This window comes from Legionella bozemanae, from assembly GCF_001648595.1.
Lineage (GTDB): Bacteria > Pseudomonadota > Gammaproteobacteria > Legionellales > Legionellaceae > Legionella > Legionella bozemanae.
On sequence record NZ_LBAW01000037.1, the window covers coordinates 1 to 21813 of the forward strand.

Below are 21813 nucleotides of genomic sequence, written 5' to 3' on the forward strand. Positions count from 1 at the left end.
TTCTTAAACCATATTGATGCGCCTAAGAGAATCTTAACGTTAACCATGGACGAACTGGTGGTGGCAGGTATTGGTTTTATGTTGCTCATCATCTCGAATCAAAAAATATTGGTTTCTCTATTTGGATTAAGTTTGTTAAGTGGGTTGCGGTATTTGAAGAAAGGGGAGGGTCCCAAAGCCCTCTTAGTGTTGGCTTACTGGTCTTTGCCAAGCATGGTTACCCAGTTTTTTCTGCCCAAACTCCCTTTATCCCACCAACGTGTGTATGTGGCTTAAGGAGAAAAAAATGGATTTTAAAAGTTATCAAAGCCGCCTAAGCCAACTCTCTGCACGATTTAACTTAATGGTGGTTCTGGTGTTTGGTCTTTTAGTTTCTAATGTCTTGTTGTCCTGCTTTCTTAATAAGGCCTGGAACCATCATACCATCGAAGTAACGCCATTTTCTGGAAATCCGGGTTATTTTAAATCAGCAACCCGTGTCGACGGCCATTACCTAAGTCTGATGGCAGAAAATTTCGTTAATGAGCGTTTAAATGTGACGCCTGAAACGGTTGATGCCAACCACAAGCGCTTACTGTCTTTTGTGAACCATCAAAAGTACACCCAGATACTTAGGCTTTTAACGAATGAGGCGAAAGTCATTAAAGCCAAAAAGATGTCTTCTACGTTTGATATCACCGAAATTAAAACGAACCCCAATCAACTTACCGCTGTTGTTTCTGGGGTATTGAAACGCTATGTGGGGCTTCAATCGCTAAGCGATGAACGTAAAACCTACCTCTTGCAGTTTCAATATAAAGACAGTCGCTTATCCATCATTAAGTTTTCGCCTTTTAAGGATTTCAATCATGCGTAAACCATTAAGTGTCGCATTAGCATTAATATCTACGATGACTATGGGAGCTAATAGTATCCCGGTGAAAGAGAATAGTGACATCGCATTGACGCTTTCTCAAAATAATTACAACCGCATTGTAGTGAAGAACGATAAAATCATAGAAGCAGTATTTCCACCCAATAGCATGGCCATCAAACGCGACGAGCAAGATGGTTCGGTTTATGTGATGTTGTCTGCGACTAATCCATTTACTTTGTTTGTAACTACTGAGAAAGGCACGCATTTTTCAGTCACATTAAATGGTGAAGAGTCATTAGGCAAAACAATTGAGTTGGTTTCACCACCACAACCCAAAGTTGTCGCCTCTCAAGCTAACACTACAAAAGACAATATGAAAACGATAACTCAGGAGGCCGTACCCGAAGCAATTCTTGCTCTACTCACCCACATGGAGCAACATAAACCTTTTGCTGATGTGCGTATAAAACGTCAATTTGGAAAAGCACAGCGCTGGTCAAAAGGATTAACCCTCCTACCTAAAGAGTCCTGGGATGGTAAGCTTTTGAAGGGTGAAACCATCGAGTTATATAACAGGGGCAAGGAGCCTTTGGAGTTGTCTCAAGAATGGTTTGCGAAAGTTGGAACATTAGCGATTAAGTTCTCAAAGCCATCTATTGCGCCTGGTGAAAAAGCCATGTTGTATCGGGTTCAGGGAGTACGTCATGGCTAACTGGCAATTCAATAAAAAGATAAAAGGGCGTCAGGTTCGAACTCTAGTTGGTGTAGGATGCATCGTTTTCTTCATCATCGCCACGATGATTGTCTTGTTGGCAGAGGGTCATCCTAAAAAAACGACCACTACAAAAAATTCAGTCGATTTAACAGGAATCGTAGAGGAATCATTTACCGATGCGGTTGCAGACCAAGCGTTGACCACCCAACAAACAGAACTGGAATCATTAAAAAAACAAATAAGCGAATTAACACAAAACATTAAAACGATGGGGGAAGCACATCAAAAAGAATTGCAAGCACAAAAAGAAGAACTCACAGCACAAGTACACGAGCTAGTTTTAGCCAATCAGGAAAAACAAAGTCATTTGGAACACCAAAACAATCCTTCTGAATTAAACGAAGTACAAAACCCACAACTGTGGCATAACCCCAATACCTATGCCATGAACACGATGATGAATAGTGGCACTACTTTATCGGATGCAGCCCCTCGCATTCACACAGTCTCATTTCGACCTAAACGACGCATGAAAAAACCACACCCTAATTTTTATCTCAACCCTGCTCATTATGTTCCATCCAATACCTCAGTACGCGCAGTGATTTTAGGCGGTGCGGATGCCGATGCATCAGTGAATGGCCAGTCGAAAAACAATGGCGTGATGCTCTTTAAATTTTTGGAAGATGGCACATTGCCTAATGGCCAGCGTTCACGCTTAAGAGGGTGTCGCGTCAGCGCCAATTCCTACGGAGATATTTCCAGTGAGCGTGCGTTTGCCACATTGTATCGTCTGTCGTGTGCTCATCCTGGCCAGCCCATTATTGATAAGGAGGTTACTGGGTGGGTGTTTTTCAATGGCAAGGTTGGAATTAAAGGCAAGCCTTTGATGCGAGATAACAAGGTCATGACTTGGGCGGGTGTAAGTGGTGCCTTATCTGGAGTTGCCTCTGCTGCACAATACGCCCAAAGCGTCCAAGCCATTGGACCGTATGGCGCAACATCAGTTGTACCCAGCAGTCAAATCGCGCCCTTTGCAGCCTATGGAGGTGCCTCCAAAGCAGCAGATACCTTGTCGGCATACTATGTCAAACGCGCAGAGCAATACCATCCTGTCATTCAAGTAGGCTCGGGCAATGTAGTCACCGTGGTCTTTAAAGACGGATTTTACTTAGAGCCCGATGAAGATAAGAGTCAGCACGCAATGAATCAAGTAAAAGCCCAACACGAAACACAAGGATTGATTGCATCTCAAGACGAAAATCCAACTTCTGAGATGAACTTTACAGTTCCTCCCGAAGTCTTGGGGCGTATTGAGCGCCTAAATACCTTAAATCGAAATGAAACAGGAGGTTTACGATGAGGTCTGGTTTACTTTGTTTCATTTCAATACTGAGCGCATTGCTTACAGGATGCAGTACGATGAACTCCAATTTCAGTTGTAATGCTACAGCGGGGGATAGTTGTTTAACAATCGAGCAGGTCGATGCCATGACCCGTTTCGCCGATGATGCAAAACCCAATTCTGTAAGACGCGGCATGATGAAAGCAGAACACACTATCCCAAACCACCAAGGGAAAATCATCCAACAAAATAACAGTCAATCGTTGTGGGTTGCAACACGCCTTAAGGAGCAATCATGGGTTTAGACTTCACTGTTTGGCGTGATAAAGCGCGTCATTTATTGCATCGAACCAGCCAGATGCTGGGAGAAACCTCTGGAATTAAACCCGTTTCTCTTAGTGCCCAGGGTCAAGCGCATGAGTCAGTAACTATGGACTTACCCTCAATCAAAGGACTTCTACCCTATGAAACGGTGAATGAAGCCGGTTTTTTTGTTAATCGCAATTCGATGGGCTTTGGTTTACAGCTTTCGCCGATGTCTGGTGCCGATGAGTCATTAATGAACAGTCTGGCGCAACTTTTTAAGAATAAGCTGACGGTTGATACGGATTGCACCGTATTGATGTATAAACATCCATGGCTTGAGGGACGGCTTTCGCAAAACTACGAGCCCATTTTAAAACAAGGCGGGATTTATGCTGATCTTGCACGACTTAGCCTTAAGTATCATCTTAATGCCATTAAAAAAGGATATAAAAATGGCCGTAATGTGCCAGCGGGTTTGAGTGATTATTGTTGTTATCTTTTTATTTGCAGGCCCATGCAATCCGATGTCAAAGAACAGCTTCACCTGTTGCAAGCCGATTTTGAATCAGAACTTAAAGTGTCAGGATTTGGGTTTAGGCGACTTGATGCAGATGATTTTAAGGTGTTGATGCGTGCATTAATTTCGCCTGATTTCAACACGCTCTCTTGGCCAGTAATTAATGAATCCAATGGATTGATTGCAGAGTCGATACCCACTCCTTCCACGGTAATCGAAATAGAAGATGAGGCCATCGAGGTCTCCATTGCTGATTTAAAAGGAGAAACCCAGAGAACACGCGTCGTGAATTGTGAGGTCAGTAGTTATCCGAGCAAGCCTTTTGCTTTGTGGCAAACACCGGATTTATTCGCCAATCTTCTGGATACGGAGCAGGGCATTCAATGTCCCTTTTTGATTTCTTTTACTATTCGAGGCGTGAATCAGGAAAAGATGAAGGCAAAAGCAAAAGCTCGTGCAAAATCTTTAAGCTCCAATAATAATGCGGTTCAATCCTTTATTAATCCCTCCATTCGTGAGGAAACAGCCGAGTGGCATTTCGTTCACGACCATGCATCTAAGGGCGAATTGTATCTCTTGCCCACTTTTTATAATGTCGTGCTGTATACCACTGAAAGCAAAGAACGAGAACATGTTGCCAAAGCGATTGCGAGTTTCAGGCATTTAGGATTTACTCTCACTCAAAGTCGTTGCAAACAGTGGTTACGTTTCTTAGGTAGTCTTCCTTTTATACTCACTGAGGGACTTTTTTCAAGTCTTGAGCTTTTGGGCATGACTAAAAAACTAAGCCATTTCAATGTCGCTAATCTTCTGCCCGTCGTTGCGGATTTTAAAGGCGCAGGGCAGGGACTCATTGTACCTACGTACCGGCATCAACTGTTTTATTTAAATACCTTTGATGACAGGGCATTGCCGATTACCAATTTCAATCGTCTCACAGTGGCTTCTACGGGTGCTGGTAAATCCTTCTTTGAACAGGCGCAAATTTTAGACGGTTTATCACGGGGACAGCAGATTTTCGTTATTGATTTAGGCGGTTCCTATAAGCATCTATGTAAGATGGTGGGTGGCAGCTATATTGATGCATCCACACTGGCGCTTAATCCATTTACGCTATTTGATTTTGATGGGGTGACGGAGATTAATGGGCAGGCACTCAATGATTCCATTCAAATTAGGAATTTGTTGGCGATTATGGCAAGCCCTCATGAGGCTTTAGGAGAAGTACAAAAGGCGTGGCTGTTGGATGCCGTGACCGAATGTTGGAAAGTGCATGGCCGGCGCGCCAAAATGGACGATGTGTTGAGCGCGCTTCAAAGGATGTCAGAAAGGCCTCAATTTCAAGGTGACCAACGGCTTAAGGATTTGACTGTTTTGCTTGGCAAATATGGGAGTCAAGGAATTTACGGCCATCTATTTAACAGTGATACCCCTCTTTTGAACAGTTCCGATTTCGTGGTTCTGGAAATGGGTGAGCTGGAATCCAATCCAGAACTTCTGACCATCGTGATGTTTGTGATGATTGTGATTATTCAGGGACAATTTTATCACTCAGATAGAAAACGGGAAAAACGCTGCATCATTGATGAAGCGTGGCGGTTTTTGGCGCGTGGTTCGAATCCTGTGTGCGCAAGCTTTATTGAGCAGGGCTTTCGTACCGCAAGAAAACATAGGGGTGGTTTTGCGGTTATTACTCAGAATCTTTTAGATACCATGAATACCCTTCAGGGGCGTGCGATTGCGGCAAGTAGTGATACTAAAATCATGATGCGGCAGGGTTCGTTAAAGCAATACATGGATGAGCATCCAAAACATTTTAGCCCGCTTGAAGCACGTGTTATTGAATCCTTTGGGGAGGCGAAAACGCAAGGATTTTCCAATCTGATGATTCAGTTTGGAAATGTCACTACCTTTCATCGTTATTTTTGCGATCCGTTTTCCAGAGTGCTTTTTTCTACCTCAGGCGAAGAAGTGAGTGACATTGAATCATTAACAAACCAAGGTGTCACGCTAACCGATGCAATCCAGCGCGTGGCGCAAAAATACTATGGGGAGGAATTATGCGATTAATCCCTATTACTGCGAGTTTTGTATTAGCAATCTTTGGTTTTTTTATCCTTTCTTATGGTGTTAAGCCTAAAGAACCGATTGTCATTTTTAATAAAGAGGAAGTTCTGAGCCAATTCATTCGTCAATTGGCAGAAATAAAGGCGACTGAATCTCAGGTGGAGCAATCCACAAGAAGATTTAATGCGTTACTTAATAAGGTATTGGTCGAGCTTGCACAGCAAAAAAAGGTCATCATTTTAAGAAAGAATGATGTTTTTGCTGGAGGTATTGATATCACCGATGAGGTGCGGATTAGGTTAAGTCACGCCATGAGGAATAAATCGTGAACATCCTATGTTGCTTGATTCTTCTTATGATTTCCATGGGTCAGATTCATGCCAAATCCTTTGGAGTGATTGGCGAGGTTTTTCCTGTGGCTGAAAAGAGCTTTTTAAAGATCATTGAAGAGCGATTGACGGCTTTGAATGATAGTGGAGCGCTTGAGGCGATGAACCAGCGCTGGATTCAAACGGCAGCCGAGCATGCAAACAGGCCATCAGCCTTAAATCTTCCACGCACCAATCATTCAATAACACATCATTACGTGCCCGAAATCACTTTAAGCCAAGACATACGCGATGAGCGAGGTCGTGTTTTGTATGTACGCGGTACCCATGTGAATGCACTGTCGCAGTTACCTTCCTATCAACCCTGTTGGTTATTCTTTAATGCGGATGATGAAGCGCAGATAAATTGGGCTCAGCTTCAAAAAACAAGCTGTCCGAATCCTAAATTGATTCTGACGGGTGGCGCCATCAATGCCGCCGAAAAAAAGCTGCACTCAGTCATTTATTTCGACCAGGCTGGGAAAATTACGAGGCAGCTTCGTATCACTCACGTTCCGGCAATCGTTACACGCAAAGGCAATCGTCTTGTCATTGTCGAGCACGCAATCAAGGAGAATGGCGATGTCCTTTAGAGTCTTTTTTGTCGCAATCCTCTTCGTTTTTTCTTATCCGGGATGGAGCAAGCAATGCACAGGACATTTTGTAAATCCCATTCGTGATGTGTGTTGGCGATGCTTATTTCCTTTGTCGATTGGCAACATCAAGGTAGTGAATTCATCCCTACCCGATACAGATAATGCCTCAAGTCCTATCGGTGTATGCCCAAGCCCTATGGGTTTACGCGTAGGACTCAATATTGGTTTTTGGGAGCCAGTTGCGCTCACCGATGTTACCGACACGCCTTATTGCCTGGTGAATCTTGGAGGCATCAAACTCAATTTGGGTTTGAAACAGAGTAGGGGAGGGCGTCATGTGGTTGGTAATGGCCAACAGCGTGCGTTTTTTCACGTCCATTGGTATAAATACCCGCTTATGAGCTGGCTTAATCTCATCACTTCAATGGGTTGTATGCAAGGAGGGGATTTTGATATTGCTTACCTCACCGAACTTGACCCTACCTGGCAAGACTCTGAAATGAGCTTTGTATTAAGTCCTGAGTCGGTGTTGTTTGGCAACCCTGTGGCAGCAAGTTCTTGTGCCGCTGATGCGCTTTCCTCGACGCTGACCAAGAAGCCAATAGACAGTCTTTTTTGGTGTGCAGGTAGTCAAGGAACTCATTATCCGCTGACAGGGCATGTACATGCGCCTATTTCTCCGGTGCAAACGGCACTTTTATTGACTGAACGTATGAACTACAAAATGCACCGTGAATTGTTACTGTCTGATTCGAGTGCCGCATCGGGTGCGATTTGCAAAGAACATCACTATTCAGCAACCCCAAAATCGCGCTACCGCTATGAGATAGTGAATCAGGTAGCTGATGGCAAACATTGCTACCCAGGGGGTTTAAGCACTTTGGCTTGGGAGTTTGGAAAAATTAAACCGCATACGCCCGACCAATATGGGTTTTTAGTATGGCGAAAGAGGAATTGCACCTTTCTTTAAACGGAGATTTAAATGGTTAAAAAAGGATTTTTTTTATTACTCGGATGTCTTGCCAATACAGTACTTTTTGCCGCAACGGTATCGGTATTTGTCAGTTTTTCCATGCCGGGTAGGCTATTGGAGGAGACTCTCAAAGAAAGCAGCCGTTTACACATCCCCGCCTATTTAAATGGACTGCATCACAATTCAATGAAGGATACCGCACTGAAGGTTATGGAGTTGAGCCAGCGAATCCCCGACTTAAATTTGGCCATTGACCCCACCTTATTTGAACGGTTTGGCATTCAGCAAGTACCCGCTTTGGTCGTGGCAGAGGAGAAGAAGTTTGATGTGATTTACGGCCATTTAACGCTCCAAGAAGGATTATCGTGGATTGCAGGACATGGGGAAACCCACTTTACCCTGCATGATGCTCGGAGGATAAGCAGTGAGTAAATTCATTCTCATTTTGTTTTCATCTCTATTCATTACCGCGGGATTCGCTCAAACTCCAGCCGATGCAATAAAAGCACGTGAGCAAGCGTTGCAGGCTTTAAATGGATTTAATCCTGCCAACGTATTGAAGGGGTATACGCAAAATCCAAAAGAGACAGGTCTTCTCCCACAAGAAGGATCGGATACTTTGTCCTCTTCAGGCTTAAACGCACTGGCCAACAATCCGGATGCTTTAGAGGTGTATCAACATGCAGGAACCCGCACGAAGGGACGCTACAATCCGAATAGCCCTGAGATGCGTTACGCAGAACAATTGCTTGAACATCCAGAAGATGCGGTAAATGGCGTCTGCTATAAAGAACCAGGATTCTGTGAATCAACGCATGAGACCAAAACTTGCGAAGAAACCGTGGGCTACAAAAATATCGCCTGTGGGGAAACACTTAAGGTGACTTTAAGGCCACTCACACAAAATTTTACTCGCGAAGTCACGTTTCCTCGTGGAAGTGCAACCTTTAATTTAACCCAATGTGGCAAACATAATAAAGGATGCAGCCAAGCAAATCTTGCCGAAATAAAGCCTTCTTGTGAAGCATTAAACCTTGTAGTGATGTATCACAATAAAGTGCTGCAACTCATAAAAAATCCTACCTGCAAAGACCCCACAGTGACGGTATCTTTAGGAAAAATAATTAAGGCAGCGGTACCTCTTAAGATGACGTTAACACAACAGGTAAGTGAAGAGTCTTGGGTTACTCAAGCCTGTGAAAAAAAACCTTCGGATTCCTGTATTTTAACGAACACCAATTCATGTTTAGAACCTAATGCCACAAAAATTATTGACGGCATTGCCATTACCAGGCCTTGCTGGGGTCATGCTTCGAACTATCAATGCTCTTATTTAGAAAACAGTTATTGCATGTCTTTACTGCAAGGCGGATGTTCGCAAGTGGGTTCGCAGTGTCTTAATGCATCCAATGGATTGTGTACCCGTTTCTTACAAACATTTTCCTGTATGAATCAGGTGTGTTTTCCAGAAAAAACCATTTGTCCTGACAAAATACCCTGCAGCGATGGATCGTGTGACGTGTCATTTGAGGAAGAAAGTGATGATGCGGCGGAGGGATTATCACGCCTAGGGGCTTTGGCTGGTGTGGCATCCGATGTTGCAACCAAGCAAGTTCGCAGTGGTGTGCCTGCCATTTTTACCGGAACCAATTCAACCTGTCGCAAAGTGGTTGCCAATACACGTAATTGTTGTCATGGCAGCCACCAAATGACTCATTGCAGTGAGGATGAGAAGCGGCTTGCCAAAGCAAAGGAAGAGGAAAGGGCATATAAAGTCGGAACTTTTTGTGCTTTAAAAAAGCTAGGGCTTTGTTTGGAAGAAAAGGAGTCGTGGTGTGTTTTCCCCACAAAATTGGCTTCTATTCTGCAAATTCAAGGACGTTTTTATCAGTTAGGCATTCACTTTGGTTGGGCAAAAGATGAAGACAACAAAGCCAATTGCCGTGGTATTACCCCAGAAGAACTGGAACGTATTAATTTCTCTGCTCTTGATTTATCCCCCATTACCCAAGAGCTCATGAATCGTAAAGTACTGCCAGATGATGGGCAAGTCTCTGCAGTCAATCAGTCCCATATCGAGCGCTTAAAACAGATGGGGCGTGCACATGATTAAATGGGGCGTTTTTCTTTTGATAGTATTCCTTAATCCTCTGACCGTGTTCGCCGAGAAACCGGTCGGTTTTCTTTGGTACAGCATCGAAAAGGAACAGAAAAAGACAAAACGACCAAGCCCCCGAGGCACTTCCTTTAACCAACTTAGTTTTACTGAACGCGATGCGGTACTTCGTTTTTATACTATGGAAGCTTTGCATAAGGCACGGTACACCAAAAAGGTCGAGGACATGCGCGTATTTTTAAGCCTACAAGATTATTGGCTTAAAGAATCCTCACGATTTAAATCGTTGTTTCAACAAACGATGTTGGCACATCCTGAATATGATTACGCGGTGACTCATCCAACCTCCAATCTTGGTGCAAAAATCACCGATGAGGTGCGCGAATCCCAAACCGTAGAAATTATAAACCGATTGTCCAAAACGCATGGTTTGTTGTTTTTCTATCGTGGGAAAAGTCCTTATGACTTGAAACAAATCCCTATTATTGTTGATTTTTGTCGGCGATTTAATTTGCCCTTAATGCCGGTTAGTATCGATGGGGTAGTCTCTCCTGAGCTCATGAATTCTCGAATGGATCAAGGGCAAGCTAACCGACTTGGTGTTCGTTATTTTCCAGCATTACTTTTGGCTAATCCTCAAAGTCAACATGTTTCCCCTATAGCTTATGGTCTAATCACTCAGGATGTCTTGATGGAGCGCATCAAGCAAGTAGCCACCCAATTTAAAGGAGGGGAATGATGAGTACACGCATATTTTTAGGATTAGCTTTAGCCTTTATTGTTTTGGGTGCTCATGCCGAAGGGCCTCAATGGCTAACCAACATGATTGCTGAGCATGAACAGTCTTCTGAACAGGAAGTTGCGAAGGGTAGTAATAAAAAGGATCAGGGATTTTTTAGAACTCATGGATTAATTTTGTTTTATGGCAGCCAATGCCCACATTGCAAGCGGTTTGCACCGATATTACAACACTGGGCAACTCGCAACAAAGCAGAAGTGTTCCCTTTGTCGTTGGATAATCAACCGTTACCTGAATTTCCCAAATTTTTACCGGCGACTACCGAATGGATTAATTCTGCCTTTGGTGGTAATGCGATTAATTACCCAGCCATTTTTGTAGTAAGCCCCGAAACAAAAACATTGTATCCAGTTGGTTTTGGTTCAATGACGGAAACTGAACTGAATGACCGCATGGATGTACTCATTACAAAAATCAAAGCATATGAAAACAAGGGGAGGTTGTAATGAAAAAAGTCTTTCTTACTCTTTGTTTATTCGGTTTTTTCTCCACAGTTGAGGCTAATGTCAGTACCGATCTGGATAATTTTTTTAATGGGATGGGCTATGCGTCTAATGTGACCTCGCCTGCGGCCTTTGAATCCCAAGCCGCGGGATTTTTTGGTGGCGGTTCACTCTATGCCCGCAATCAGGTGCGTCAGTACCAGTTGGTGCAGCTGGATTTACCCAGTTATCGTGCCGGATGTGGGGGCATTGATTTATTCACAGGCAGTATGAGTTTTCTAAGCGAACAAAAGCTTGTTGATTTGGGAAAATCAGTGATGACCAATGCCGGTGTCTATGCAGTGGATGTGATGCTTGCTTCTACGGTTCCTGAACTCAAACAGGTAAGGGATTATTTACAGCAACTGGAACAAATGGCAAATCAGGCCAGTATCAATTCCTGTCAGCTTTCGCAAAACATGGTTGGCGGCATTTGGCCAAAAACGGCAGAAAGCCAGCAAAAAATCTGTAAAGACCAGGCTGCCATGGGGAAAGAAGGATTATTCAGTGATTACGTCAAAGCACGTATGGCTTGCTCTGGTAATGGTTTTGATAATGTGATGAATAAAGCGTCCCAAGATGAGACGCGTAAAAAGCAGGTGGTTTTAAATAAAAATCTCGTATGGTCCCTGTTGCAATCCAAATCATTCTTAAATAGTGATCGAGAACTGGCTGAGATGGTGATGAGTTTAACGGGAACGTTGATTATCGACAAAGAAGGAAAAGTAACTAATGTGCCATCCTTGGCTTCCAATGCTGATTTAATTAATGCACTAGTTGGTACTGGAAATGGTGTTCGTACTGCGAAAATTTGGCGTTGCAAGGATGTGACAGCGGGCAATCAATGCATGCAGGTCAGCCTGCAAGATATCACCATTGCCGAAAACTCAACGCTCACCTCTAAGGTGCGTGAGATTATTCGTACGATTAATACGAAACTAGCTAAGGATGAGAAGCCCACTTCAAGGGAGATCAATTTTTTAAGTATGACTTCTCTACCGGTTATGAAATTTTTAAGCGTATTAAACAGTACCCAATATTCAAGTGCAGCGGTGGATATTGAAGAGTATGCAACCTTGATAGCCCATGATTTATTAACCCATTATCTAACGGAATTGCTTGCTGAGGTAAGTAATGCGACAGCCGGTTCTGAACTCAATTCTGACTTGGTTAACGACATTCAAAAGCGAATTCATACAGCAACCTCTAAGGTGACAGCGCTTGATCCTAAAGTAGGTCGCAAATTAAAAGAAAAACTATCCCTTATAGAGCATATGGCTCGCATTGAAAAGCAAGTCGCTTCAACCATGAACAGCACAGTCAGTTAGAGGAGATAACCACGTGATCACAATCAATGTTCTTGCAGCTGGCGAATTATTTCAACTGGTGTTAAATGCGATTGCGGCTTTTATGAAGCAAGATGGCTTTGCTGGCCTTTTGCGTATCACTACATTGATTGGCATTGTTATGACAGCCGTAGGTTATGTAAAAACCCGTGATCCGATGGCGTTTGCCCGTTGGTTTTTAGGTTATGTATTCATGATTAATTTGGTTATTTTGCCTAAAACAACTGTAGAAATTTATGACATTTCCACACAAAAATCGAAGATTGTTGCTAATATCCCTGTGGTCTTTGCATTGAGCACAAGCCTTATAACGACTGTTGGATTTGGATTGGCACAAAGTTTTGATGCGTTGTTTGCAACGCTTCCTTTAGGCAATGGACCAATACCAGAGGATCTACTCTACACTCAAACTGGCTCTTTATTTGGAGCACGCCTAATACAGGCTTCAACCAGCTTTAGAATTATAAATCCAGAGCTTAAAGAGGAAATGAATCAATATTTTCGCTCCTGTGTGGTCGGTGATATTCGCTTAAATCGCAAATACAGTGTAGGCGATCTGGCCAATTCAACCAACCTTTGGGATTTAATATCAACTCATCCATCGCCGCTGAGGATGACGATGGTTAATGGTAAGTTGGTACCCTGTCTTGAAGCTGCTAAAACAGATGGTCAATACAGTCTTCGTAAAAAATTGGATGCCGAAATAAAAAGGGCGTATTCGTTTTTCGGCATTAATTTGTTCGGAAAACCAAAACAAACAACCTATGAGAAACTGTTTGAAACTCATTTGAAATCCGCATTTTCTTACTATCAGGGACTAACGGATACTTCAAGCAATATATTTTTGCAAAGCATGATGATGAATGCCATAAAAGATGGTGTGTCAAATTATCAAGCTTTTACTGATGCCACAGCAGGAGTTGTAAACCAACAATTTACCAAATCACAGGTTCAACATCGCTGGTCTTGGGAAATCGGAGGAATCAAAGCGTTATGGTTCTTGCCTTTATTACATACCTGGTTAACGGTGTTGTTGTTTGGTGTATTTCCTCTAGTGATTCTATTAGCCACAATACCGGCTCTGGGAAAAATTATTCTTTTTTACAAACAATTCTTCTTATCCTTGCAGTTATGGCCAGTGTTGTTTGCCATCTTAAATGCAGGAATGACCCTTTATGGGAGTAGCTCTTCTGGTGAATACGGTCAGTTCACCATGGTTAATTTGGATAAAATTGATGAGCTTCACAATGATATATCCAGTGCTGCCGGTTATATTATGATTTTTATCCCATTTTTGGCTTATGGCTTTGTTTCCAATGTGGGATCGGCATTCAACAATCTTGCAACAAGTATGACAGGACATGTACAAGGTTCTACAATGGCTGTGGCAGGGGAGGCGGCAGCAGCATCTTTTGGGCTTGGTCAAACCAGTTTTTATAACACCACGGCCAATAATTTCTCGGCAAACAAACACGATTCCAATTGGACGCATATGTACGGGATGCACACGGAGCAATTGGAAAGTGGCGTCTTAAAAACATTGACCGGCAGGGGGGATGCTATTTTTGATGTTAGTCCTGGTATGACTAAAAGTCATATTCATATTGCCGATGCCAAGGCATTAACAGGCTCATTGAATCAGGCGTATGAGCAATCAAATCAAGCAGCTGCTAATGAAAGTAAAGCGTATCAATCCGCCTTAAGTAATTTTGCCCATCGGGCACTAGCACTGTCTCAATTATCAGGACACGATATGCGTCTTGGCAATGGAATCAGTTCTTCCGATTCAGCTCACTATTCCAGTGCGCTCTCTCAAATGTCACGGATTGCCGAGGATGTTGCCCATCGTAACGGCATAAGCAAAGAAGATGCCTTTGCGGCGATGACCAGTGGCGGGCATGGGATTTCAGGTGGGGTTGATCTTCAAAAAAGTATTGCCGGAAAAATCTTTGGTATTAAAGGCGGATGGGATGCTCATATTAAATACGAACGAGCATCAACTAATGCGTATCGTGCGCATGAGGGTTATGACAAGGTGGTTTCTGCCCAAGAAGCGGAGGATTTTAATAAAGCAAGCCAATATGTGGCCCAATTTGCTAGAACCCATCATTTTGATGATAGTCATTCCGAGGCAGCATCGCTATCTAATCAAATGGGAGTTGATATCAGAGAGGCTGAAAATAGAAGCCATAACTATGATGTATCGCATACTCGCGCTATGCGAATTGCAGAGGCCAAACACTATGTAGAATCAAAATCGGAGCAAATTACAGCCGATCTCAATCAAGCGTTTCCATCTTTTGTTGTATCGAAGGTGGGTAGTTCTCATCGCGATGAATTGTTTGCACGTCCTGGAGATATGAGTTCAATACAAGAGTTAGAGGGATTGGCTGGTGCCTTTGTTCATGCCAAGCGCGAACAATTAATCGCAGAATACAGCCCGAAAGAATCCTCTTCTTCAATGGATGCCTTCTATCAGAGTGAAAGCCAATCTTTAAACCAGAAGAGCAATAATATTGGCAAAAATTATCAAAAAAATCATGATACGTTAACCGATAGCGCCAAAACACTAGATGTTGGGATTGCTAATGACAAGAAAAATCATCTGGTGAATCAGGTGGATACACAAGTAAAAAAGATTCATAACGACCATAAAACCAATGTAACGCCAAGCAATCCCGAGCATATTTTAAAAACCAAAGCTGATCGAGTGAACGAATACAAAGAAAAAGAACCGGATTGGAAGTATGATGCCGCAACAGGGGTTATCCCAGGGCATGCCGTGGATAAAGGGAAAAAGACTCTAAGCGAGCTATTTGAAGGAGAAAAAGGACATGATAACTGATTTAAAAAAAGCACTGGCAATGGATTTAGAGACGCTAAAACATCTGGATTTAGGCATTATTTCCGCAGGAGCGTATTATAAGCGCTTGTTTGCAATATGGTTCCATTTATTTGTGTTGCTTCTGGCGATTCAATCTGCGGCCTGTTTTTTTGCTGTTCGAATCAATGCCTGGGATTATGCACCCCATACTGAACGATGGGAAAAATCCAATATGGAACGTGCTAATAGGGAAGAGTCCACGCTACATAGTCCATCCAGTCTTTATGATTTGGGAGAGCAGTTTCCTGATGCCAGTCAGGAAGAGCTTAAAATGATCCAAAAGGAAAAGGAGCGCAAATGGCAAGAAGGTTTTCTTAAACGCAAGAAAGAACGTCAGCTCAAATATGAAGAGGCACGCCTTGATGAGCATGCCTTGCTAAGAGCAAAAATGGTGTTTGGCGTGTTTTTTTCATCATTGCTGATATCGCTGTTTGGTCTGGGATTTATTAAAAACTACATCATTTTCAAACTCCAAATCAGTCCAAAGCTTCGAACAGGCGCATACCTTATTCAAAAAACGCAATGGGCTCTTACAGGATTCTTTTTTATCTTTGGAATGTTCGCTTTTCTTTTTATTCCGCTCTTTGAACAGGATGTCGTATTTTTCTCAAGTATTCCCTGCTTGATCCTAGCAGCCATTGCAACCAGTATCGTTATTAATATGGAGGCAAGCCGAATCGGAGTGAGAGTTCTCTCAAAAGCTATTTCTAATTTCTTTCATAAAGAAAAAGAGAGTGTTTGATGAACAACGAGCCTAATTTCAAACACTATACTCGTGGCGGGCAAATCAGTTTCCATAATCTTCGCATGTGGGATCAAATCACCAAAACATTGAGCATGATTTGTCTTATTTTTTGGATTGTTTTCACATTGGTTTTTGTCTGGTTTTTTATTTCTTTAGAAAAAATAACGCATGCAGTCATTTTTTATTACGCCCAATTTTTAGAGATTGTAGGCCAAAAGCACACTTTTGAACTGTCATTTCATGGTAAAACGTACAAGCAAACAGTTGATTCCATTCTGAACTATGCTTACTACCAGGATAATGCAAACCATGTGATTCATAGTCTTGGCAAGTCTGCTTTATGGGCATTCTGCCTGTCTTTTATTCTTGGATTATGTTTGGCCTATTATTTTATCAAACGGGGAAAAGCACAGAGCGATAGCCAATTTGTGCGTGGAAGCCAATTCAAACATTCAAATGTAGTAAAAAAGAAAATCCTGCGCGATAAAGCTCATTCTGATATTACGATTGATACATTTCCCCTCATCAAAAACAGTGAGGTTCAGCATGTACTGGTACATGGAACTGTAGGCACCGGAAAAAGCCAGCTCATTATGAAAATAATGGATTGTCTTCGTAAAAGAGGCGATCGGGTGATCGTCTACGATAAAGGTTGTTCATTTATTGCTCATTATTACCAAGACGAGTCAGATGTGATTTTAAATCCATTTGACAAACGTTGTGCCAATTGGGATATGTGGTTAGAGGCACCTCGTGACTCGGATTTTGAAAATATGGCCGAAAGCTCAATTCCCATGCACGGAGAATCTGATCCCTTTTGGGTTAATGCCTCACGAACTGTTTTTTCATGCTTAGGATCCGTGATGCGACATCATTCTGATCGCTCAGTTGAAAAACTATTAAAATTGATTTTAACCGATGAATTTTCTGATTTGGAAGAGTATTTACAAGGAACTCCCGCAGCAACCCTTGTCAGTAGTAAAATTGAGAAAACTGCAATTTCTATTCGCGCAACACTTACAACCTATTTGAAATCCTTTTCTGCATTAGCTGAACTGAATCAGGAGGGGAAACCCCCTTTCTCTATTCGGGACTACATTCTTGATGAGCAACAAAAAGGCTGGCTTTTTATTTCATCCAATGGTGAAACGCATAAGTCACTCAAACCTTTAATTTCTATGTGGTTAGCGCAAGCCTCGCTAGCTCTTTTAAGTCTTACTCCTGATAGAAACAGGCGTATCTGGTTTATCTGTGATGAATTGCCAAGCCTTCATAAATTACCTCTGCTTGGTGAAACCATTGCCGAGGTACGCAAGTTTGGCGGTTGCTTTCTTCTTGGAATGCAAAGCTTTTCACAGCTTACCAAAGTCTATGGTCAGGCAGGAGGCAGAGAAATTTTTGATTTATTAAATACCCGCTTTTTCTTTCGTAGTCCGAGTAGCGATATGGCGCGTCTTGTGGCCTCGGAACTTGGTGAAGAAGAAATCGAAGAATCACGGGAAAATTATTCCTATGGCGCCAACAGTATTAGAGATGGGATTTCATTAGGCGCACAACGAGTTACACGCCCAATAGTTTCCTATCCGCAAATTATGGAGCTTAAAGATTTGCACTGCTTTGTCCGTTTGCCAGGACACTATCCCATTACCCAGTTAACACTTGATTTAGGCTTTCGGACAATAAAAACTAATGGTTTTATTGAGCGCAATATGCCCACAACCTTTAATTTCTCTCAATTAACATCAATTGATGAGGATTGGGAATCGGGTACCGATGGTCATGTGGGGAGCAAGCAACCAAACAAGAACAAAATAAATGCAGAACATCAATGCATCGAGGAACTTAATCTTGAGCCTTTGTAGATTTTGCATCCCAGCAAGTTTCCGCTGACACAATTGATTCATTACCAGTTTCGCTTGGATACGCGGAAAAATCAGAATCCTTATTCAGCTTTTGGATGGGAATATCTTTTCTTGCTCGGCTTTAGTTAATTTGTTCCATGAGCGCATTAAAGCTTCTCCTGCGGCTAACTTCACTTTAATCTCTTTGGATGGCGCTGTTAAATAATGGAGAGTAAAACCGCTTACAACACCTCCTAATAATGCCGCAGATAGGAATAAGGCCGTACTCCATCGTTTTGAGCTTTTTTTTCGTGCTCGGTGCTCCGTTAGTTCTTTACTCAACTGACACAACGAATTAATACTGTGATTAATGGATTCATAAGCAAGATGAGTCACTTCTTGGGCTATTGTTTGAGCGCTCTCGCGGATATTTTGTTTTAACTCGGTTTTAATACGCTCAATCACACTTTGTTTGCATGCTTTTTCAAAAGATTCGAATTGAATCAGGTGCTGTTCAAATTGCTTCACAGAATGTGCCATTTGGCCAGAAGCCAATGTAATGACTTCACGTTCTTCATTCATTTGTCCATATAACCCTTTTAACAAAAGAGCTACCGATTTAAGGGTTTGCACTGCATCAAAAAATTCCCTATCAGCACCTTTTAGATGTTCATTAGTCGACTGATTGATTAATGCTACCTCGTCCTCTTCCCTATCCAACATGGTTCACCCTTTATATGTCTAATTCTTTATCAATGGCTCTTGTTCGTTGCACGTGTTGTTCATTCATTTTTATGAAGTGCTCAGCTTGCTTTGCAAACTCAGGATAATCCTTTTTAAATGCATTCATTAACTGAGAATCACCCGGTAATTGCCCCATCAAACGGACTAATTCATCCTTTTGCTCAGAAGAGAGTCGATTTTGTGCCAAAGCCTTACTGTAAGGCTCAAAAGAACGCGCTAAGGATTTAGCTTGACGCTCAGCAATGGATAATAAGCTATCGGCAATGTGCAGGACTTGGTTGGGGTTTTCTTTCAAGCACAGCTGCTCAAACGCATCAAGCTTTTGTTGCTCTTTTTGCAAGTCTCTGCCCATCACCTGATTCAGCAAGGATTCAAGAGAACGTTCTGATGTTTTAAAGTGTTCTTTTGATGAAATAGAAAGGGTAGGGGACTTATCCAGAATAAGCCCGCGCTGGCGTGCAAATTCTCCCTGCATTTGGGTGTAATCTAAGGTGATGTCTTTCGCGCGATTTCTACTAAGTGCTTGAATGAGTGCTTTATCATAGGCAAAAATTTCTCTGCTTACAAAGACATCACAGCTGTTGCGATGGCGCGTCATCGCCACGTAGGTTGAATGGGCATCATAATGCGCTGTAGGTAAGACATACGCTCGGTCAACGGTCACTCCTTGTGCTTTATACACAGTAGCCGCATAGCCATGTTCCATGTGTTTGTAGTAATTGGTGTTTACCTGAACGATTTGCGGCTTTGTTTTTAAGTCATCACCGTCAAGAGCGACGGTGATGATACCTGATTTGGCATTGATGCCTTGAATGGTACCTAAGGTGCCATTAATCACTGAAAGACTGTCTTCTCGTTTTAAGAAGTACACGCGGTCATTCACTGCAAAGGCGCGCTCCCCACGCTCCATATTGAAAACAACATCCTCACCAAGTTGTCCGTCTTTTCGTTTCATCACACGCGCCATTTCATTGAGTTCTTTCACATCCTTGCGGGTGTAGGCAAGAATGATTTGAGAATCTGAGGGGCTTGCAATGCGCACATCGTTCCATTGCTCAATCAGAGCGTGTTTGGCATCATGCGTACTTATGAATCGATGAACATGGTCATGGGCATCATAAGCTAGAAGGGCTTTATCTACTGCGCCTTGGGCTAAATCCAAGGAAGCATCCACTTGCCAAGGGGTTGTTTGTCTTCGGATTTGATTGAGTTCAACGTACTGGTAATTTTCTGCAATCGCTCGAAACGATGCGCCGGCTTCAATGGCCTGCAGTTGCTGCCAGTCGCCCACCAATACCAGTTTTGCACCTGCTTGTGCTACTTCACGTGTCAAACGCTCCATGGTACGCGAGCCAAGCATTCCCGCTTCATCCACCACTAAAATATCGCGTGACGTGAAATGAAACATGCCCTTATCCAGGCGATAGAAGAGGCTAGCAATGGTACGTGATTCAATACCTGAGCTGTCCCTTAAATTAAGTGCTGCAATACCGGATAGAGCAGCTCCATGTACTCGATATCCTGATTGCTCCCAGATTTCTCGCGCAGCGCCCAAGAGATAACTTTTTCCTGTTCCGGCGTAGCCTAAAAGGGATTTTAAATCACCTGATTGTGTTAAATAACAAAGCGCTGACTCTTGCTCTTCTGAGAGCGTACGACTCGATTGCGCAAGCAAAACCGTCTTTTCGCATACCTCATGACCTAAACGATGATGAAGCATATCGGATTGGTGCATCATTGAGGATTCTATGTGCAACATATTCTGCGTTGAAAATCGTTGTTTTCCGTCTTTATCCAGCCCTAAATAAACCAACTCAGATGATAATTTAACCCGCTCAAACACCAAATTAAATTGCGCTGCATTTTCCGTATGCCGGTTAATGAAACGAGCCAAATCTTGATGGGTAAATGTCGATTGGCATCGAGTAATTGCATCCAAAGCGATTTCAGGCTGCTCAAAAATTAATTGCCCATTTTCACGGGCAATGCGTTGGTGGTCGGCAAGCCGCGCCATGCGCTCTTGGGCGTCCTTGGGTCCAATTTTATATTGGGGTTCTAAGGCAATGCCTTGTTCTTTATAGCTGCGATGGTCTACCTTTTGGTCAATTCCATGCAAGGCCAAATGACGATTTTCACAATTTGCCCATTCTTCACGCCAATGTTCTAATAAGGCATTATCGTTCCAACTTCTTTCTTTAAGACCAAATCCTTCTTCTTGAGCTTGCCTTAAACTTAAAAGGACATGGGCATGCGGTTGATAGAGCCCATCATCATCTTTGGGATTATGCAGACATACATCGGCAACCATGCCACGTGCTACAAATTCATTTCTGACAAACTCACGCACCAATTCGATGTTTTGTTCTATGCTCAATTCACGAGGAAGGGCGAGCTGTACTTCACGGGCAAGTTGGGCATCTTTACGTTTTTCAGAACGCTCCACTGCATTCCATAAATCGGAACGGTTGCTCATCCATTCTGGCGCGTTGGGAGGTAAGAAAATCTCTTTATGAACCACTTCGCTTTTATCGGTGAAATCATGAATTACGCCGGTGCGTTCATCAACAAGTTCTTCGCCAGAACGATAGGCTGAGGCCGCAATAATACTGCGCCCTTGAGAACGTGAAATGATTTGCGCGCTGAAACGATAGATGGCCATGTCCCTATACCATTTTGGTGATTTTAATTCTTGTTTTGCTCCCTTGATGAATTTCAGAATACCAAAGCGCACGTTGCAACGCAACGTATAAGCGCGCACTTCTGTCGCCAGTGCGGCATTCGGGTCGCTTCGCTCCAATGTTAATTTTTATTATTTATTATCCTCTTGATATTTATATGAAACATCGTAAAATCTGAGTACTAGGACGACTATGAACCGATAATAAAATGAGCGAAAAACAATCGCGGCTGGATGCCTTAAAGAAAAAACAAGAACAACTCAGAGCGCAAATTCAAAAACTGGAATCACTTGAAAAAGCCCGGGAGCGAAAGCGTGATACACGTCGTAAAATTCTCATTGGTTCCTATTTCATTGATAAAGCCAATCAAGAAGGGGTTTCACCGCATATCCAGCCCAAACTGGCAATGAGATAGCTAAGCGACTTTAAGTGCCA

Annotated in this window: 20 protein-coding genes; 18 read left to right on the plus strand and 2 right to left on the minus strand. The window is 42.7% G+C overall.

All coding sequences use genetic code 11. The annotated features are described in order from the left end of the window. The 17 genes from traL to traD all read left to right on the plus strand — a co-directional run. Window positions 1-276 (plus strand): type IV conjugative transfer system protein TraL (gene traL / locus A8O27_RS17100; RefSeq protein ID WP_064115138.1); only part of this gene is annotated, 276 nt, incomplete at its 5' end. A gap of 10 nt (window positions 277-286) precedes the next feature. Continuing rightward, a complete protein-coding gene (gene traE / locus A8O27_RS17105) occupies window positions 287-856 on the plus strand; it encodes a type IV conjugative transfer system protein TraE (RefSeq protein ID WP_012187515.1) in 570 nt (189 codons plus the stop codon). After that, window positions 849-1568: a type-F conjugative transfer system secretin TraK gene (gene traK / locus A8O27_RS17110; RefSeq protein WP_012187516.1), complete on the plus strand. Its 720-nt coding sequence runs from the start codon at window positions 849-851 to the stop codon at window positions 1566-1568. Before traE ends, traK begins: the two co-directional genes overlap by 8 nt. Further along, window positions 1561-2934 (plus strand): TrbI/VirB10 family protein, encoded by a 1374-nt coding sequence (locus A8O27_RS17115; protein WP_012187517.1) that lies wholly within the window; start codon window positions 1561-1563, stop codon window positions 2932-2934. Before traK ends, A8O27_RS17115 begins: the two co-directional genes overlap by 8 nt. Continuing rightward, on the plus strand, window positions 2931-3221 hold the full coding sequence (locus tag A8O27_RS17120; protein WP_019350379.1) for a TraV family lipoprotein: 291 nt from the start codon (window positions 2931-2933) through the stop codon (window positions 3219-3221). Before A8O27_RS17115 ends, A8O27_RS17120 begins: the two co-directional genes overlap by 4 nt. Next, a complete protein-coding gene (gene traC, locus A8O27_RS17125) occupies window positions 3212-5809 on the plus strand; it encodes a type IV secretion system protein TraC (protein ID WP_012187518.1) in 2598 nt (865 codons plus the stop codon). The genes A8O27_RS17120 and traC overlap by 10 nt, the downstream gene beginning before the upstream one ends. Next, a complete protein-coding gene (trbI, locus tag A8O27_RS17130) occupies window positions 5800-6135 on the plus strand; it encodes a type-F conjugative transfer system protein TrbI (RefSeq protein ID WP_012187519.1) in 336 nt (111 codons plus the stop codon). Before traC ends, trbI begins: the two co-directional genes overlap by 10 nt. Further along, window positions 6132-6767 (plus strand): type-F conjugative transfer system protein TraW, encoded by a 636-nt coding sequence (traW, locus tag A8O27_RS17135; protein WP_012187520.1) that lies wholly within the window; start codon window positions 6132-6134, stop codon window positions 6765-6767. The genes trbI and traW overlap by 4 nt, the downstream gene beginning before the upstream one ends. Further along, on the plus strand, window positions 6757-7740 hold the full coding sequence (traU, locus tag A8O27_RS17140; protein ID WP_058460577.1) for a conjugal transfer pilus assembly protein TraU: 984 nt from the start codon (window positions 6757-6759) through the stop codon (window positions 7738-7740). Before traW ends, traU begins: the two co-directional genes overlap by 11 nt. A gap of 12 nt (window positions 7741-7752) precedes the next feature. After that, window positions 7753-8175: a type-F conjugative transfer system pilin assembly protein TrbC gene (gene trbC, locus A8O27_RS17145; RefSeq protein ID WP_012187522.1), complete on the plus strand. Its 423-nt coding sequence runs from the start codon at window positions 7753-7755 to the stop codon at window positions 8173-8175. Continuing rightward, complete coding sequence (gene traN, locus A8O27_RS17150; protein WP_012187523.1) at window positions 8168-9856, plus strand: conjugal transfer protein TraN; 1689 nt, start codon at window positions 8168-8170, stop codon at window positions 9854-9856. The genes trbC and traN overlap by 8 nt, the downstream gene beginning before the upstream one ends. After that, on the plus strand, window positions 9849-10598 hold the full coding sequence (traF, locus tag A8O27_RS17155) for a type-F conjugative transfer system pilin assembly protein TraF (RefSeq protein WP_012187524.1): 750 nt from the start codon (window positions 9849-9851) through the stop codon (window positions 10596-10598). Before traN ends, traF begins: the two co-directional genes overlap by 8 nt. Beyond that, window positions 10595-11104, plus strand: a complete 510-nt coding sequence (gene trbB / locus A8O27_RS17160) for a type-F conjugative transfer system pilin assembly thiol-disulfide isomerase TrbB (RefSeq protein WP_012187525.1) — start codon at window positions 10595-10597, stop codon at window positions 11102-11104. The genes traF and trbB overlap by 4 nt, the downstream gene beginning before the upstream one ends. After that, a complete protein-coding gene (locus A8O27_RS17165; protein ID WP_012187526.1) occupies window positions 11104-12468 on the plus strand; it encodes a conjugal transfer protein TraH in 1365 nt (454 codons plus the stop codon). Before trbB ends, A8O27_RS17165 begins: the two co-directional genes overlap by 1 nt. 13 nt (window positions 12469-12481) lie before the next feature. Then, window positions 12482-15331, plus strand: coding sequence for a conjugal transfer mating-pair stabilization protein TraG (traG, locus tag A8O27_RS17170; RefSeq protein ID WP_012187527.1), 2850 nt, complete (start codon window positions 12482-12484; stop codon window positions 15329-15331). Continuing rightward, window positions 15321-16112, plus strand: a complete 792-nt coding sequence (locus A8O27_RS17175; RefSeq protein WP_058387442.1) for a hypothetical protein — start codon at window positions 15321-15323, stop codon at window positions 16110-16112. Before traG ends, A8O27_RS17175 begins: the two co-directional genes overlap by 11 nt. Beyond that, window positions 16112-17977: a type IV conjugative transfer system coupling protein TraD gene (gene traD, locus A8O27_RS17180; protein ID WP_012187529.1), complete on the plus strand. Its 1866-nt coding sequence runs from the start codon at window positions 16112-16114 to the stop codon at window positions 17975-17977. Before A8O27_RS17175 ends, traD begins: the two co-directional genes overlap by 1 nt. Before the next feature lie 84 nt (window positions 17978-18061). Here traD and A8O27_RS17185 read toward each other — a convergent pair whose 3' ends face one another. Both A8O27_RS17185 and traA read right to left on the minus strand, forming a co-directional pair. Further along, complete coding sequence (locus A8O27_RS17185) at window positions 18062-18679, minus strand: hypothetical protein (protein WP_012187530.1); 618 nt, start codon at window positions 18677-18679, stop codon at window positions 18062-18064. 10 nt (window positions 18680-18689) lie between these two features. Continuing rightward, on the minus strand, window positions 18690-21359 hold the full coding sequence (gene traA, locus A8O27_RS17190; protein WP_012187531.1) for a Ti-type conjugative transfer relaxase TraA: 2670 nt from the start codon (window positions 21357-21359) through the stop codon (window positions 18690-18692). Between the two features lie 227 nt (window positions 21360-21586). Here traA and A8O27_RS17195 point away from each other — a divergent pair, with 227 nt between their 5' ends. Beyond that, entirely contained in the window at window positions 21587-21793 is a 207-nt protein-coding gene (locus A8O27_RS17195) for a hypothetical protein (RefSeq protein WP_235810562.1), read from the plus strand. The last annotated feature ends 20 nt before the right edge of the window (window positions 21794-21813 follow it).